Origin of the sequence: Fulvivirga ligni (assembly GCF_021389935.1) — a bacterium.
Classification (GTDB): domain Bacteria; phylum Bacteroidota; class Bacteroidia; order Cytophagales; family Cyclobacteriaceae; genus Fulvivirga; species Fulvivirga ligni.
Genome location: NZ_CP089979.1, coordinates 5,061,519 through 5,077,446 on the forward strand (window position 1 = coordinate 5,061,519; position 15,928 = coordinate 5,077,446).

Below are 15,928 nucleotides of genomic sequence, written 5' to 3' on the forward strand. Positions count from 1 at the left end.
GACGGAGGCACAAGTGGACACTTGCGCCAGTTTCTTAGTAACTTGGATCTGTAGAGATAGGTATCTGCAATGCTTTTAGCTTTAAACAATATTATCCTGAACCCAGTTAAGGAACTGCTGCTTGTAAAACCTGCCGATGGGAATTTCTTTGTTTTTTACATGCAAAGAGGTTTGAGAGAAGCTGGAGATGTGGTTGAGGGATACTATAAACGATCGATGCACACGCATGAAGGTGTTTTTTGATAGTTTATCTTCCATACTGGATATTCCCATAAGGGTGATATAGGTATCTGTAGTAGAAACCAGCTTGATATGATTTTTAATACTTTCTACATACAGCAGGTCCTTCAGCAAGATTTTCACATATTCACGCTCTGATTTTACGTAAATAAATGGTTCTGAAAAAGGACTGGATCCTACCAGCTCTTGATTTAATATGGGTGAAAGTGGGTATTCATTTTTCTTAAATACTTTGGAAATAGCTCTGGTAAAGCGGTCAAGCGAAATGGGCTTGAGCAGATAATCCGTAATTTCAAGCTCATAACCTTCTATGGCAAATTCTCTATAGGCAGTAGTTAATATTACAGCCGGTCTTTGCTTTAAGGAGTGCAAAAGCTGTATTCCCGATATCTTCGGGAGCTGAATATCTAAAAACAGAATATCCACCTGCTCTTTTTGCAGTGCCATCAGTGCATCCATGGCGCTGTGGTGAATGCTGGATATCTGCAAATCTTTAAAATGCCCAATGTGGTTTTCTAAGATTTTTACTGCCGGCAGCTCATCTTCTACTATCATGCATTTCATAGCTGTATATTCAGATTGATTAAAAACGAATCCTCTTGATGAATGGCTAACCTATGACGATCAGGGTAGAGCAACTGCAATCTTTTCTTTACATTTTCCAGACCCACACCACTTTTAAAGGATTTAACCTGTTCCGGATTTTCCGGTAGTTTATTCTCCACCAACAGTGACAAATCATCGTCTTTGATTACCAAATCTACTCTTACCCATGAGCAATCTGCCGTTTGTGACACGCCGTGTTTGAAGGCATTTTCAACAAACGGAATCAGTAAAAGAGGTGCTATTACTTTCCCGGTTTCATCACCATTGATCTCCATGGAAAGCTCTACCCTATCTCCGTACCTGATTTTTTCCAGTTGCACATAATCTTTGATCATCGCAATTTCCTTTGAAAGGCTAGACATATCTGCATTACATTCATACAGCATATAACTCATAATACCAGAAAGCATAAGCACACAGTCGCCCGCTCTCTTGTCAGTTTGTATCACCAGGCTGTATATATTGTTCAAGGTGTTAAACAAAAAATGTGGCTGCAGCTGATTCTTGAGAATTTGCAATTCTGCATGCATTTTTTCTTCCATGAGCTGCGTGTTGGTTTGTTTTTGCTGATAATATTGCTGCACCATCTTTATCACCACCACCAGGCTGGCCATGTAGATCAAATCTAGGGCCTGGTAAAAAGTTTTACCGGAAAAGAATTGCACAGGTTGCCCTACTACGTTTAACGGAAGATTTCTATTCATTACCACTATGATTGAGATGCTGATAAAAGCAAAAACAATAATGGCTAAGGTGAGCGTAATGTATTTCTTCTGAGGCAGCAGCGTAGGAAACAAATAATAGGCTATAAAGTACGCATAAGGAATTTTCACAGTCATGATGCACAGCTCCAGTAAAAACCAGTCGGCATAATGATAGTCTACCAAAGTTCCATTCAATACACCATAGAAGGTAAGCCAGAACAACCAGTAGATAACATGGCGGCGAATGCGCTCCCATGACCATTCCGTATAGGTTTTATCCAGACTTAATATTTGAACGAATCGATTCACACTCCATATTAGCTCTTTTTATTTAAAATTTTATTCACAAAGTACAAAAAGCATTTTTTCTTATACCAACTACCTTAAGAGCATGACCAAAGCACTTTCCTTATTTCAATCGTCTATCTGAATACGCAAACAGGACCTCCATCCCTTTTGCCAGCGCACAAAAACTATTCTGGCTAGCTTAAACTATCAATTTTAACCGCAAGCACCATGAATCATCTTTACCTAACCATGATTATGCTTTTCGCAGGCACCACCTGCCTGGCTCAGAACTTTATCTCAGGTAGTGTTTCAGCAAACGATGACACGCCGCTGGTAAGTGCCAACGTGCTTCTTTACCAAAAATCTGACTCTTCTTTCATACAAGGAGATGTTACTTCTGAAGACGGTTCATTTAGAATGCAGCTACCCAGCACCAATGAGCCACTGACCTTAGTCATCACCTTTATTGGCTATAATCCTTACTCGCAGGATGTTAACCCAAACCGATCTGCCAACCTGGGGAAACTGGTGCTTAGTGAAAACACAGCACTACTGGCCGATGTGGAAGTATCTGCTCGCAAGCCACTGCTTGAACAGAAGATAGATCGCACCATTGTTAATATAGAAAACAATGCCACTACAGCCGGGGGCAATGTGCTGGAAGTATTAGGTCAGCTCCCTTCTGTGATAGTGAACCAAACCCTCAATGAAATAAGCATGATGGGCAAGCAGGGCGTATCTATTATGGTTAATGACCGCTTAATAAGATTACAGGAAACCGACCTACTCAACTATCTGCAGAATCTACCCGCTGAAAATGTCAGTTCTATAGAATTAATTACCTCTCCACCAGCTGGTTATGATGCTCAAGGCAATGCAGGAATCATTAACATCAAAACTAAACAAGCAGAGGCAGAGGGAGTTACCGGAAGTATTACCAGTCATCTGGCCTATGGAGATCGTGGCAAGTATGGTGTGTCTGCATTGATTAACCTGAAAAAGAAAAAAGTAGCGGCATACTGGAATTTGTCGACTGATTTCAACCATTCTCTGGCCAAGGGTTATCTCTATACTGACTATACTTTTGATGATACCCGAATTGTATCTAACATGGACGTATTGCGAAAGCCTTATATGGGACTCTATGGCTTAGAAACTGGCGTAGATTATAACTTATCTCCAAAAACCTCTATAGGCAGTGTCATTAACTTTAACAGTACTGACTGGAAAATGAATGCCAAGTCATCTACCGACATGCGAGGAAATCCTGACAATCTGGTCTACGAGATGTCAGAAAACTACGAAGAGAATTTATCTTTCAGAACCTTACTAAATGCCCATATTAACCATCAACTCACTGAAAAATCATCATTCAAAATAGATTATGATTATGTGTTTTTCACCCGAAAGAATCCTACTACTTATAACCTCTTCCACACCTATGCTGATGGTAGCAGTAAGCAGAAGAAAACAAGATCTAATTCTGAAACACCGCTGAGCATCCATGTGGTAAAGGGAGATTTCACCAGCCGCCTTGACAAAATCAAAATAGAAGCCGGCATGAAGGCAGCTTTCTCCAGTTTCGAAAACGATGTGCATGTATCTGAGATTAAGGAAGGTACCGTGCTTGAAGACCCTGACTACACAGACTTCTATGCCATGAATGAAAATATACTGGCGGCCTATACTTCGGTTAACTGGCCAATAGTAGAGAAGCTGACTTTACAAGCCGGACTAAGATTTGAGCACTACAGCATGGAGCTTTCATCCTTAAAACAAGGAAACATTATTGATCGCCAGGCCTCTAATCTTTTTCCAAGTGCCTATCTGGATTATAGATTAAATGACGATAACGACTGGCAGCTATCCTATGTAAGAAGAATAGACAGACCTGGATTTTTGAATCTGGCCCCATACTTCTATTTCTTTAACTCCAGCTCACTTTTTACAGGAAATAGCAATCTGATACCAGCCTTTACTAACCAAATAAGCCTGAACTACAGACACAAGCTACTCCATCTGATATTTCAATATGCGCATACCAACCTGCCAATTTTCGAAGTACATCCTGATAAAGATCAAGAAAGAAATATTGCCATTTTCAGACCGAAACAGGGAAAGCTTAGAGAAACTTATTCTATCACCTTAAACTATCCTCTTTATATTAATAAATGGTGGGAAATGAACTTTAACACTGCTGGGTACCGACTTATACAAGTACCGATTTTTGAAACTAAAGAAATTACCTTTAAGCACTATAGCGCCTCCCTGAGTGTATCTCAAAACTTTAAGCTGCCTAAAAACTTTAGTGTAGACCTTTCGGGCAATTTTTATACTACTACTTATCAGGGGCTCACCATCACTCCATCGTTATGGGATCTTAACCTGGGCATAAGGAAAGAATTTACCGCAGGCAGCATCTTAAGCCTGAGTGTGTATGACTTGCTAGACACTGGCTCCCGATGGCCAATACACACTGAGGATGTGCTACCCAACACCTATTATAATTTTGAGCTGGACATAGAAGGTCCTGTGGTTAGACTAACCCTGACCATACCATTTGGCACTGACCAAATAAAGAAAAACACCAATAGAAAAACTGGTTCAGAAGAGGAGCTTAACCGACTAAATTAGCATTAGGGGTCCGCATACCCTGGCCCTTCTCCCTGTGAGAAGGGCAGATGCTAATCTTTAGGCGCAAAGTGATCATTCACATTTTTTAAGAGAATTCTAATAGCCGACACACCTAATCCTCGTTTATAACGAGGATTTGTAGAGATATGCATTTGTAATACCAGTTGGAGATTTTCAATGTAAGAAGGCACAAGTGGACACTTGCGCCAGCGGGGGCTAGATCAATCAAATCTTTTATAAACCATATTCTGCTTGGGATAATCAATAGAAACATAATCCTTACCAATTGTTCGAAATTTAGTTCTTGTATAATTAGGTGTATCAGGATATTCAAAACTTAAAGAAAGGCTATTTTTATAAAGCAAACCTATTAATATTAATCCAGAGGATTTGTCTCTAATAAAACATCGGTATTTGCAAACTCGGTTACAAACCTTCTCTAAATCTGATGCGAGAACTCCTCCGTTATCTTTAATCCAAGCCATTGCTGATGTACTATCTACACCAATTAAATGAATTGTTTTAGACATAATTACCTCATAATTAGGTAAATATGAATAAATTATATTAACTCCATTCTCAAATTTGTGAAGTTCCCTTAATGAGTCGTTATCTACATAACCATACTCTTTTAGAAGATCATAAGAAACTGTTAGGTCTATATTTATTTCACTTCGGCTCTCAGTTTTTTCAGTGGAGCTACAGGCAAGATTGATGAATAATACTAGTAGGATAAATATATACTTTTTCATTTTGTTTTATTTTAATCATAACGCCCGTTCCCGCCATGCTTAGCATGGCAGTACTGCTTTAGATCATTAAACTAATAGTCGGCCTCCTGCCATCATTATAGTCGATTATAATGTACACCTAATCCTCGTTTATATTGAGGATTTGTAGAGATGGGCATTTGTAATGCCATTTGGTTGTTGATAATTAACGAAACTACAAGTGGACACTTGCGCCAGTTTTGACAACCTGAATTACTCACTTACTGTAATAAACCAATCTTCAACCCTATTTTCAGAGTCAAATACAATGAAAAAATTATACTTCTCATATATGAAACCTTCCTGCGGACCAACGCAAGAAATTTGAACATAGGATCTATTATCACGTATAATCGACTTGCATACAGATATATAGAAGCTCTTTGGTAAATTCAACTCGTTGAATTTGTAATAGGAATCAATTTTTGATATTGGATATAGCAAATCAACTTGTTTTTTTAAACTATCTTCATTCTCTCTAACCGCTTCACCAAATGGCAGATTAGCTTCGTCAATGTCCGAATAATAATAGCTAATGGAATCAGGATGGATTGGCAACTTTGTAAAGTTAAATACCTCTCCTGACGAATAAAATCTAAACCCTTTCAGTATGTTAGTTTTCGTAAAATAATCTGGTAAATGCGGAATAACCTCAAGGCCATCCTCATATACATAATAATGACTAGTAGAGTCTTTTCCATTGATTAATTCTATAGGATCAATCAATGACTCTGAGTTGTAAATCTTTTCTATAAAATAACTTAAAGCACGCTCTTCTAATGATTCCTTCTCTCCGACGCTGTTGCAAGAAAAAAGAAATCCCAGTGCCAGACAAAACAATATAATCGAACGACAATGAAAATATGGAGATTTCAACATTGGTCTTAATTTAATATGGTAAATAACAATATTCTTCACAACTAGTCCTCGTTTATAACTAGAATTTGTAGAGCTTAGCATTTGCCATGCCAGTTGGAGATTTTCAATGTAAGAAGGCACAAGTGGACACTTGCGCCTTCAAAACCATGCAAATCACTTACTATTCCCAAAACTCGAATGCACCTGAAACGCCACCTGTTAAACTCTTGCCTCCATATAAATCAAGGTCAAAAGTTATTAGGTAGCTATCTTCATCTCCAGCCACAGTAATAGTTCCTCCAGTAACCACCATGTCAATATCATTCTCATCGATGTAATCACCATCTCCGTTATTATCAAGCAAAAAAGATGCATCATTGAAATAAAAATCATCCTCTTTTACATCACTGTTGATTTTAAATGCAAAAGTACCGGGAGTAAAATGCTCAGCACCAGGTGATAACAATAAAAAGTCTAGAAACAGATTGTTTCTATTAGTTACTAAAAAACCAAGTTCATTATGCGTATTATTTTCACTGCCAGCACCTGCTATGCCTTGCGTAATGCTATATTCTTTACCATCAAAAATTATACTACCTAATACAGCAGAAGGCTCATCATCTGAATCGCATGAAAAAAGTAAAAATAAAAAACCCAGGACGAAATATTTTTTCATAAAATTTTACAGTTTTTGATTTTAGGCAGCAAGTTATTTGAAATTAGGATAATGGCCAAATTGAAGGCCATAAGTGCATAATCTCTAATCCTCTTTTTTTACGAGGATTTGTAGAGCTTGGCATTTGCAATGCCAGTTGGAGGATTTTACTGCAAGAAGGCACAAGTGGACACTTGCGCTAGCGAGGGTGACGGAAAGGAGGTAGAAGCTGCGGAAAATCTCGCTGGAACATTCTCCTATTGTAGGACAAGACACACGTTCGGGCGCGTTTAGCGAAAGCGTAACGCGTCCGTTTTTACCTTCCTCATATGTAATTATTAGTAAAAATACCAATACTTTCAATATCAGGAAAATCAATTAATATTTCTAACTTCTGAACATGTCAGAGAAATATCCTGTGGCTGCAGAATTTGTAGATGAGGCAGAATATTATTGGTATAGTTCTGCCAGAGATTTTTGTGACATGAGGGCTGGTTGGAGGTGGAGTTAATAGGTTAGTCAGCAGTGGTTAGGCACGCGTTAAGCTATCGCTAAACGCGCGCTAACGGGGCGCAGGCTCTCGATGACAAAGACCGTGAAGCCATTAAAGCCATGTTAAAGGCTTTTATCTTTCAAAAGGATATGCAAAAACAACTCTCGCAATAAAAAAGCCTCACATCTCTGCAAGGCTTTCGATTATTTAGAATTTAAAAATCACATTTAAATTTTGATTCAGACGTGAAATATATATCGTATTCTTCCTTTGAGAAAGAATGGTAACTATTAAAATCCAATACTTCATTTAAAAGATTGCTATCAATTGAACCTGTCGAAATCCATATACATATTTGTTCACGTCCAATCATTTTTACCAACTTGCTAATATGAGAGCTATGATCAAGCATAAGCCCTCCATCAACTGAATAACCTATTAAATTTCTAAACGATAAAGAATCTCCTGCTAACGACTTATTTAGCAAGCTACAATATTCTTGTTCATCTATTTCCGCTTTAAATGCATCGTGCACTTTTATAGCATTGGGACAATTACAATCTGTCATACAAGAAACTAATCCTAAACTAAGTATGGTTACTAAAGTATATAATTTTATATTTTTCACTATTTAACTTTTACCGTTCCATATCTTGTTACACTCGTATTAGTTAAGCCCAAACGATTTTTTAAACCCATCCGATCTCTTACTTGCCTTGTACTTGTATTTTCTAATATTTTAGAAAATACATTATACCCCTTGACTGCATTTTCATTATTCCTATCAAAAGTGATGCATCCCCAACTTAACCCACCAATGTGAGCTCTAAAATTCCTTCTTGTATCACCATTCTTATTTTTAACGCTACTATCATCATAAATATCATTCCTTAGGTTATTGTCAATTGCATCAACTCTATACCAACCTTGATGACCTGGGCTATCACTATTATAGTCCAAAATCTCGTATCTCCCTTCAGGAATTGGAAGCTGATTTTCATCATTCCCATAGGTAATCCCATCTTGTTCAGATTTCCCTCCTGTAAATACTCCCTCGATCACCAGAATCTGATTAACGGCAAGATTTCCCTCTTCATCATAAATACCATCAATCTCCGTTCGGGCGCGTTTAGCGAAAGCGTAACGCGTCCGTTTTACCTTTCCTAATATGTAATTATTAGTGAAAATACTCATGCTCTCAATATCAGGAAAATCAATTAATATTTCTAACTTCTAAACATGTCAGAGAAATATAAATTTGATGATCCGGAAGGAATGTATTTTGTCACACTTTCTATAGTTCATTGGATAGACCTTTTTACCAGAAAAGAATTTAAGCATCTTATCATAGATTCCTTAAAATATTGCCAGCACAGCAAAGGTTTGGTCATCAATGCATGGTGTTTGATGCCAAGCCATTTACATATGATCATAAGAACAAATCAGGAACTGCTTAGTCCTATCTGCCTCGCTACGCTCGCTAGATGGAAAGACCTAGCTGGAAACTGGCAGAACAGCTAATGTATATTATCTGCTTTTCCCTTGAAAAACACCAGTATAATCGGGAATATCAAGAAGCAAACCCATATTATACCGAACCTAATTAAAGTCATACTAACATCATTAATGTTAAAATATGATCTAAATATAAACAGATCAATTAAAGCAATGAACAGTAACGGAAAAATCAATAAAAACAGTTTTTCGTAAAATAATATTCTTAATAATATTGAAGAAATAATTCCTACCACTAAAAAATCCAACAAAGTGAAGGGTAAAACATAGAAAATACTACTAACTAAAAACCCAAAAAAATTTACCCGTCCTGTTTCTCCAAATTTTACACTAAATAGAAATACAGATATGGCATTAAACAGATAAAAGCATAAACCATAAATAAAGGTTATTTTGTTTAGGTATTTTTTCATTTCGGTTAACTTAATGGCCCCTGCTGATAGTTAATACTTCATCACCATCTTTATTTCTAACATTTTTCATTATCTGTTCAATCCTCAGTATTCTGATCACTGGCCTTTACAACAGCATCAACACTTAAAAGTATCTTTTTTAAATTGGTAGGACCATAAGCACTGGTAATATTAACATTTTTAACAGTATCAGTATTGTTTAAAAAAAAGAAGGACGCATATCTAGAATGAGAATCTGTTATTATATTAAATTGATCAACACCATTCAAAGAAGCTAAATCCATTTCACTCACTTTTCTATACACATATTCCTTTAAAAATTCATCCTCAAACTTTCTGGCCACACCGTTATTAATACGAATATAAGAAGGAGCAGACAAGTTAATTTCAAGGTTATAATCCGGACAATATGCCTGACCATCTTGAACATTAATTATTATTCGGTTAACCTTATTTTTATACAGTTTTGGATGGTATCTGCTATAATAACTACGTCCGTTTTGGCTTTTGATTACTAACGAATCTGACGTTGATAATACTATTTCCAGAGTGTCAACAAGATTTCGGTCTGCATTATAAACTTCTAGTAAATTTCCTATTTGGCTATATGGCCATTCATAGTTCATAGATAAGTTAAAATCTTCATGATATATAACCCCCAGATCATCCTGAATGGTTGAGTCATTGATGTGAATGATAAACGGGTTTTCTGTTCTATCAAAATCAACACAACCTACTCCGTAGTATAGTTCATAATCCCCTTTTATCCATTGCCAGGAACCTTGGATCTCAAAGTCTTCCTGATCCATTTGATCACAGGAAAAAGTAAATATGATCAACCATATCAATAGCATTACTTTCCATCTAAACATTTACTAATATATTAATTACAATTCTTCATGAGGTGAGCTAAGATAGCTAGTGGCTATAAAACAAAAAAACCACCCTTACAGGTGGTTCCAAACTCCTTTTCCAAAAACCCTACTCATACTTTAAAGACCTCACAGGATCTACCCTGGCGGCTTTGAGGGATTGGTAGCTCACGGTGAGCCAGGAGATGAGCAGTGCTGCCAGGCCGCCGAGGAGGAATACCCAGAAGGTGATCTCGGTTTTGTTGGCGAAGCCTTCCAGCCATCGATCCATGACGTAGTAGGCGGGGTAGACGGCCAGTACAAAGGCTATGATTACCAGCTTGGTAAACTCAGCAGACATCAGCGAAGTGATGCTCCAGACGCTGGCACCCAGTACTTTTCTGATGCCTATTTCTTTGGTGCGCTGCTCTGCCGTGAAGGCTGCCAGGCCGAATAAGCCCAAACAGGCAATAAAAATGGCTAGTACTGTGAAGACTGTAAACACCTGACCTAACCTTTGTTCTGCTCTAAACAGGGCATCATAATCTTCATCCAAAAATGAGTAAGATAATGGATCACCGGTCATGTATTTATCCCAGGTATCAGTGATGCTGGCAACCATGTTGGCTGGGTCTTCACCGGCAAATCGTACATAAAGGATGTTACCTGTATTGGTAAAGCGAAGCACCAATGGCCTTACATTAAACTTTAAACTCTCGAAATTGAAGTCTTTCACCACACCTACCACATTTCTGTATATAGCTGAATCTGAATTAAAGTCAATCAATTTTTCGCTTAAAGGATCTGTCCAGCCCAGCTCTTTTACTGCCGCTTCGTTGATCACCACGGCATTAGAATCTGAAGGGAAGTTAAGATCGAAGAATCGGCCTTCTTTCATTTCTAAATCAAGGGTTTTCAGATGTTCATAATCCACATAATAGGTAGCCATAATATGGTCAGCCTCATCTCCTGCCGCACGGAAAATGGTAGTATTGTTCACTCCGGGAACGGTGTTATTAGAATAACTGGCTCCGGCTATGGCGGTGTTACTCATCAATTCGTTTTTGAAAGAAACCTGATTTTTATCCAGTCTGCTGGCGTCCTCAATCATGAGAATATGTTCTTTATCAAATCCCAGGTTCTGGTTCTGCACATATTTCAGCTGCTGATAAACAATAGCAGTACAGATGATCAGTACAATGGAAATCCAAAATTGGAATGTCACCAGAAAACTTCTAATGCCTCCACTCTTCATCCCGGCCTTTAATTTGCCTTTTAAAACCTCTGTTATTTTAAATGAGGTGAGGTACAAAGCAGGATAGCTGCCTGCCAGTAAGCCTACAAAAACGATAATGGCAAGTAAAATACCCAGCAGGCTTAAATTCAATAAATCACTAATAACCAACTGCTTACCAGATATTTCATTAAAAAGCGGCATCAGAAAATAAGCTACTACTACAGCTAGTAGCGCTGCAATCACGGCATAAGCCACTGATTCAGTTAGAAACTGACCTATTAAGGTACTTCTTAGTGAACCGAGGGTTTTCCTCAGCCCTACTTCTTTAGCACGACCTGCTGATTTAGCGGTGGTCAGGTTCATGAAGTTGATACAGGCTATTACCATGATAAACACACCAATAATACTCATGATCCAGATGTAGCTCATGCTGCCCGGCGGCTCTGGTTCATCTTGCAAAGAGGATTTCAAGTGTATATCATATAATGGAAGGCTCCAATAATTATAAATACCACCTTCACTTCTAAACTCTTCTAATGACTTGCCCAGAAACTCTACAAAGGCAGGAGTGACATTTTTCTCTAAAATAGGATCCATTTTACGATCCACATCGGCAGGATCGGCACCTTCGCTGATCACGTAATAAGTCCAGAGGCTATTGCTAAGCCATTGATTATCATTCATCCAGCTAAAAGTACTTGATGAAAGTAATGCGTTGAATTTCAAGTGTGAATTACTTGGCACGTCAGCAAATACACCAGTAACCTTGTAGTTTGACTTATCATTACCGATAGACATGGTCTTATCCAGCGGGTTATCTTCTCCAAAATATTTGGTGGCTAAAGAAGCTGAAATCACCATGCTATTGGGTTCCATTAAAGCTGTTTTTGGATTTCCCTTTAGCAACTCATAGCTGAAAATATTAAAGAAGTTTGAGTCAGCTGTCATCACTTTCTCTTCCTTAAAAGCCTTGTCTTCGTATCTGAATATCCATTCGCCCATATCATTCACCCGGGTGGCTTGCTCTACTTCCGGAATCTCCTCCACCATGGCCTTATAAAGCGGATAGCAAGTGCTGGTGGTATGTATATCTTGCCCAGCCAGCTTCCCATGTAGGTTTACGCGGTAAATTCTATCACCTTTTTCGTTGAAATGATCATAACCGAGCTCATCCTGAATGTACATGATGATAAATAGTGTGCCGGCTATACCTATGGTGAGCCCCAGGATATTGATAACGGAAAACAGTTTATGTTTCCTCATGTTGCGTAAAGCAACTTTAAGATAGTTAGTAAGCATGTTGTGTTGTTGTTTGAGTTTTTGACCTTACTGGTTAGACTACATAAGTTTCAATATGTTACAGCCGTTTGAAAAATTATTCATCTCGCAGCGTATCCACCGGATTCATGGAAGCTGCATTAAACACTTTTGACCCTATTGTGAGAGATGAAACAATTAATATCAGCACAATGCCAATGAGAAAAGTAAGCACATTGGTATGCTGATAAAACTTCCAGATGCTCGCCATTAAAGAATCTATAAAATAAAAGCTGGCCAATGACCCTAAAATGGCTGCTATAAATAGAATAATGTAAAACTGGAAATTAAGATTATAAGCTATGTTAGACACCGAGGCTCCCAACACTTTCCTCACCCCTATCTCTTTCATTTTCTTGATAATATTTAAGGATACCATGCTGAACAAGCCGCTGGCCGAAAGCAAAGTAGCTACCAGACCAAGAAAAATGAATAGCTTTAGGATGTTGTCATTCACATTGCTGGCCTCTTTACTATCGCTGTCCATGAATACTGCATTATACATGCGGTTAGGAAATAACTCCTTCCACTCCGCAGCCATAAATTCATTTACCTCTTTCAGGTCAGAAACTTTTGCCTTTACAATGATGCGGCTTATTTCCTCTTCTTTATTTAAACGTAATATGGTGGGATCGATCTCTTCCCAAAGGCCGCTGGAGTAATAATCTTTCACAACGCCCACCACATAAAGCGGCACGGTATCAGCCCATACCAGCTTGGCTCCCAGGGGCTCATCTAAACCCAATTCGGCAGCCAGGGTTTCGTTAATGATGACTGATTCCTTTCTATCAGTTTCAGAGTCTTTATTGAACTTCCTTCCTTCAACCAGCGTCATGCCCATGATGTCCATATAGTCATAATCCACCTCCATGATGTCAGTTTCAAATTCAAGGGAATTATATTTGACAGGGTCATTCGCTATTGACGAAAAAATATGATGCTTGGTGCCTCCTATGGCTGTAATCTGCTCATTCTTAGATAATTGATTTTTGTAAGCTTCGAACTCTTGTTTACCATTAATGAAGGTGTAAATGATACCATCCTTTTCAAATCCAAAATCGAACTCTTTCTGATAATTAGCATTTTGAATGAACGCCACAGCTGCAATAAGTGCAATAAGAGAGATGCTAAACTGCATACACAAAAGCGCCTTAGTTAGCCAGTTAGTACCTCCAAATTTGAAAGTCCCCTTCAAAATACTGGTTGCCTCGAACTTGCTGATATAAAAAGCAGGGTAGCTACCGGCCAGAATACCTGTCAGGATCAATAGACCAAACATGAAGAGCAAGAACCTGGCGTTAGTGAGATAATTAAGATCAAGATCCACAAAATCCCACATTTGGCTGTAAGCCGGAGCCAGAACTTCGGCCATGATTAAGGCTACAATAGCAGATAGCAAACACAGGGTAACATTCTCCAATAAAAACTGAGCGATTACCTGTCCCTTACGGCTTCCCATCACCTTTCTAATTCCTATCTCCTTCAACCTTCTGCTTGAAATAGCTATGGAAGTATTGGTAAAATTGGAAATAGCTATCAGCAAAATGAGAAAAGACATGATCATAGGTGCAAACACGGCAGGAGTAGGCAAACTATTCCTAAACCAATGATTACGCATATCATCTCGCTCTGCCCGTACAGCCATTCCTTCGAAAGGCTCCAGATAGAAAGACGTCACCTTAAAGTCTTCGCGGGCTTTATTTTGGATGGGCACATATTTTTGCAGCTGATTTTCGATAGCCGGAATATCCCCTTTATCAGGCACCTGCAAGAACATAACATTCCATCGGGTCCAGTCTTCTAGAGGTTTGCGCTGCACAGTGGTGGCATAGTTATCCATTAGAGTAACTGCATCGAACTGAAAGCTGGAGTTAGAAGGCATTTTTTCAAATACCCCAGCCACCACATATTCTTGAGTTCCACTATCCAGAATGTGAGTGATTTGCTTTCCCAGAGCTTCCCCATCTCCAAAATACTTCTCCGCCACCTTGTCACTTATAAAGATTTTCGACTTATCTGAAAGATCGGTCTTTACCCCACTTATCAGTGGAAAGGTAAAAGTGTTTAGAAACCCTTCGTCAGCATAAAGGATATCTGTAGCGAAAAGGTCGTCATTGATTCTAATGTTGGCATAAACTGGCAAGCAGCTCACCACCTCCTCCACTCCAGTCAGTTCATCTCTCACCGAATTCGCTAACGGCTGAGGAGCAATACCATTATTTGTGATATTGCCCTGAAAATCTCTAACAAAATCCACCCTATAAATTTCGCTGGCATTTACATGCTGCTTATCAAAATCAGTATTGAATGTATAATTAAGGTAGGCTACAATACAGCAAGCCATGGAAACACCCATACCCAAAACATTAATGAGTACGAATACTTTACTTTTCCAAAGGCTACGAAAGGTGATTTTAAGGTAGTTTTTTAACATGTCGGTAAGATTTAGGAGTGTGGAATTAAACCAAAGACTAAAGACTAAGCCTGAAGGTTGCTTGAACGGAAGAAATTATTTTGTATAGTACCTTGCATTACCAAGTAAGACCATAAAAAGAAAGAGAATCCCTTACCCGAGCTTATGGTTAAGCCTTGTTAAAAAATTCTCTTTATCTTTTTAAATATGAAATTGCTCTTTGATATTTTCAGTTACCACTTTACCATCGAATAAGTTGATGATTCGGTGCGCATAATTAGCATCATAAGGAGAGTGAGTCACCATGATGATTGTTGTACCCTCTTCATTCAACTCAGCTAAAAGCTTCATTACTTCTTCACCGTTAGCAGAATCAAGGTTACCAGTAGGCTCATCCGCCAGAATTACACTTGGTTTAGCCACTATAGCTCTGGCAATAGCCACACGCTGCTGCTGACCACCAGAAAGCTGCTGAGGGAAATGATTTCTTCTATGCATGATATTCATTCTCTCTAAAACCTCTTCTACTCTTTGTTTACGCTCAGCAGATGGCACTTTTAAATAAAGAAGTGGAAGCTCTACGTTTTCAAATACAGTAAGCTCATCTATCAGGTTAAAGCTTTGGAATACGAACCCGATAGATCCTTTTCTCAACTGTGCTCTCTGTCTTTCAGAGTAATCAGAAACCTCATGCTCTCCAAAGTGATATTCACCATCGCTAGGGTTATCTAATAAACCTAAAATATTTAGAAGGGTTGATTTACCACAACCAGAAGGCCCCATAATGGCAACGAATTCACCTTCTTTAATTTCTATGTTTATACTGTTCAGAGCAGTAGTTTCTACCTCATCTGTAGTATAAACCTTTTGGAGATTTTTAATTTTTATCATGGACATAGGTTTAAATTTAAATTTTGAGTTTTTGACCTTTTAT

General features: G+C 38.3%; 12 protein-coding genes and 1 pseudogene. 2 read left to right on the top strand and 11 right to left on the bottom strand.

The window, feature by feature from the left end:
- Nucleotides 1-81: 81 nt before the first annotated feature.
- Nucleotides 82-804: a LytR/AlgR family response regulator transcription factor gene (locus tag LVD16_RS21260; protein WP_233770305.1), complete on the bottom strand. Its 723-nt coding sequence runs from the start codon at nucleotides 802-804 to the stop codon at nucleotides 82-84.
- Nucleotides 801-1,859 carry a sensor histidine kinase gene (locus LVD16_RS21265; protein ID WP_233770306.1) on the bottom strand — a complete coding sequence of 353 codons (1,059 nt, stop codon included), beginning with the start codon at nucleotides 1,857-1,859 and terminating at the stop codon, nucleotides 801-803. The genes LVD16_RS21260 and LVD16_RS21265 overlap by 4 nt, the downstream gene beginning before the upstream one ends.
- Nucleotides 1,860-2,093: 234 nt before the next feature.
- On the opposite strand from LVD16_RS21265, the pseudogene LVD16_RS21270 reads away from it, so the two are divergent.
- Nucleotides 2,094-4,307 (top strand): annotated as a pseudogene (locus LVD16_RS21270) (TonB-dependent receptor); the annotation flags it as partial.
- Nucleotides 4,308-4,693: 386 nt separating this feature from the next.
- Here LVD16_RS21270 and LVD16_RS21275 read toward each other — a convergent pair.
- The 5 genes from LVD16_RS21275 to LVD16_RS21295 form a co-directional block, all read right to left on the bottom strand.
- Nucleotides 4,694-5,224, bottom strand: coding sequence for a hypothetical protein (locus tag LVD16_RS21275; RefSeq protein WP_233770308.1), 531 nt, complete (start codon nucleotides 5,222-5,224; stop codon nucleotides 4,694-4,696).
- A 231-nt stretch (nucleotides 5,225-5,455) separates the two neighbouring features.
- Entirely contained in the window at nucleotides 5,456-6,121 is a 666-nt protein-coding gene (locus tag LVD16_RS21280; protein WP_233770309.1) for a hypothetical protein, read from the bottom strand.
- A 160-nt stretch (nucleotides 6,122-6,281) separates the two neighbouring features.
- Nucleotides 6,282-6,776, bottom strand: a complete 495-nt coding sequence (locus LVD16_RS21285) for a hypothetical protein (protein WP_233770310.1) — start codon at nucleotides 6,774-6,776, stop codon at nucleotides 6,282-6,284.
- A gap of 686 nt (nucleotides 6,777-7,462) precedes the next feature.
- On the bottom strand, nucleotides 7,463-7,876 hold the full coding sequence (locus tag LVD16_RS21290; RefSeq protein WP_233770311.1) for a hypothetical protein: 414 nt from the start codon (nucleotides 7,874-7,876) through the stop codon (nucleotides 7,463-7,465).
- Entirely contained in the window at nucleotides 7,876-8,442 is a 567-nt protein-coding gene (locus LVD16_RS21295; protein ID WP_233770312.1) for a tlde1 domain-containing protein, read from the bottom strand. Before LVD16_RS21295 ends, LVD16_RS21290 begins: the two co-directional genes overlap by 1 nt.
- A gap of 45 nt (nucleotides 8,443-8,487) precedes the next feature.
- Between LVD16_RS21295 and LVD16_RS21300 the strand changes: the two genes are divergently transcribed.
- Complete coding sequence (locus tag LVD16_RS21300; RefSeq protein WP_233770313.1) at nucleotides 8,488-8,769, top strand: hypothetical protein; 282 nt, start codon at nucleotides 8,488-8,490, stop codon at nucleotides 8,767-8,769.
- Between the two features lie 484 nt (nucleotides 8,770-9,253).
- On the opposite strand, the gene LVD16_RS21305 is transcribed toward LVD16_RS21300, so the two are convergent.
- The 4 genes from LVD16_RS21305 to LVD16_RS21320 all read right to left on the bottom strand — a co-directional run bounded on the left by LVD16_RS21305 (nucleotide 9,254) and on the right by LVD16_RS21320 (nucleotide 15,885).
- On the bottom strand, nucleotides 9,254-10,048 hold the full coding sequence (locus LVD16_RS21305) for a hypothetical protein (protein WP_233770314.1): 795 nt from the start codon (nucleotides 10,046-10,048) through the stop codon (nucleotides 9,254-9,256).
- Nucleotides 10,049-10,157: 109 nt separating this feature from the next.
- Nucleotides 10,158-12,527, bottom strand: a complete 2,370-nt coding sequence (locus LVD16_RS21310) for an ABC transporter permease (protein ID WP_233770315.1) — start codon at nucleotides 12,525-12,527, stop codon at nucleotides 10,158-10,160.
- A gap of 112 nt (nucleotides 12,528-12,639) precedes the next feature.
- The gene (locus tag LVD16_RS21315; RefSeq protein ID WP_233770316.1) at nucleotides 12,640-15,015 is read right to left on the bottom strand and encodes an ABC transporter permease; all 2,376 of its coding nucleotides are present in this window, start codon (nucleotides 15,013-15,015) and stop codon (nucleotides 12,640-12,642) included.
- A 180-nt stretch (nucleotides 15,016-15,195) separates the two neighbouring features.
- The gene (locus LVD16_RS21320; protein ID WP_233770317.1) at nucleotides 15,196-15,885 is read right to left on the bottom strand and encodes an ABC transporter ATP-binding protein; all 690 of its coding nucleotides are present in this window, start codon (nucleotides 15,883-15,885) and stop codon (nucleotides 15,196-15,198) included.
- Nucleotides 15,886-15,928 lie beyond the last annotated feature (43 nt).

Coding starts and splice junctions, on each gene's coding strand:
- LVD16_RS21260 (WP_233770305.1), bottom strand. CDS start 804: ATGAAATGCATGATAGTAGAAGATGAGCTGCCGGCAGTAAAAATCTTA.
- LVD16_RS21275 (WP_233770308.1), bottom strand. CDS start 5,224: ATGAAAAAGTATATATTTATCCTACTAGTATTATTCATCAATCTTGCC.
- LVD16_RS21280 (WP_233770309.1), bottom strand. CDS start 6,121: ATGTTGAAATCTCCATATTTTCATTGTCGTTCGATTATATTGTTTTGT.
- LVD16_RS21285 (WP_233770310.1), bottom strand. CDS start 6,776: ATGAAAAAATATTTCGTCCTGGGTTTTTTATTTTTACTTTTTTCATGC.
- LVD16_RS21295 (WP_233770312.1), bottom strand. CDS start 8,442: ATGAGTATTTTCACTAATAATTACATATTAGGAAAGGTAAAACGGACG.
- LVD16_RS21300 (WP_233770313.1), top strand. CDS start 8,488: ATGTCAGAGAAATATAAATTTGATGATCCGGAAGGAATGTATTTTGTC.
- LVD16_RS21305 (WP_233770314.1), bottom strand. CDS start 10,048: ATGTTTAGATGGAAAGTAATGCTATTGATATGGTTGATCATATTTACT.
- LVD16_RS21310 (WP_233770315.1), bottom strand. CDS start 12,527: ATGAGGAAACATAAACTGTTTTCCGTTATCAATATCCTGGGGCTCACC.
- LVD16_RS21315 (WP_233770316.1), bottom strand. CDS start 15,015: ATGTTAAAAAACTACCTTAAAATCACCTTTCGTAGCCTTTGGAAAAGT.
- LVD16_RS21320 (WP_233770317.1), bottom strand. CDS start 15,885: ATGATAAAAATTAAAAATCTCCAAAAGGTTTATACTACAGATGAGGTA.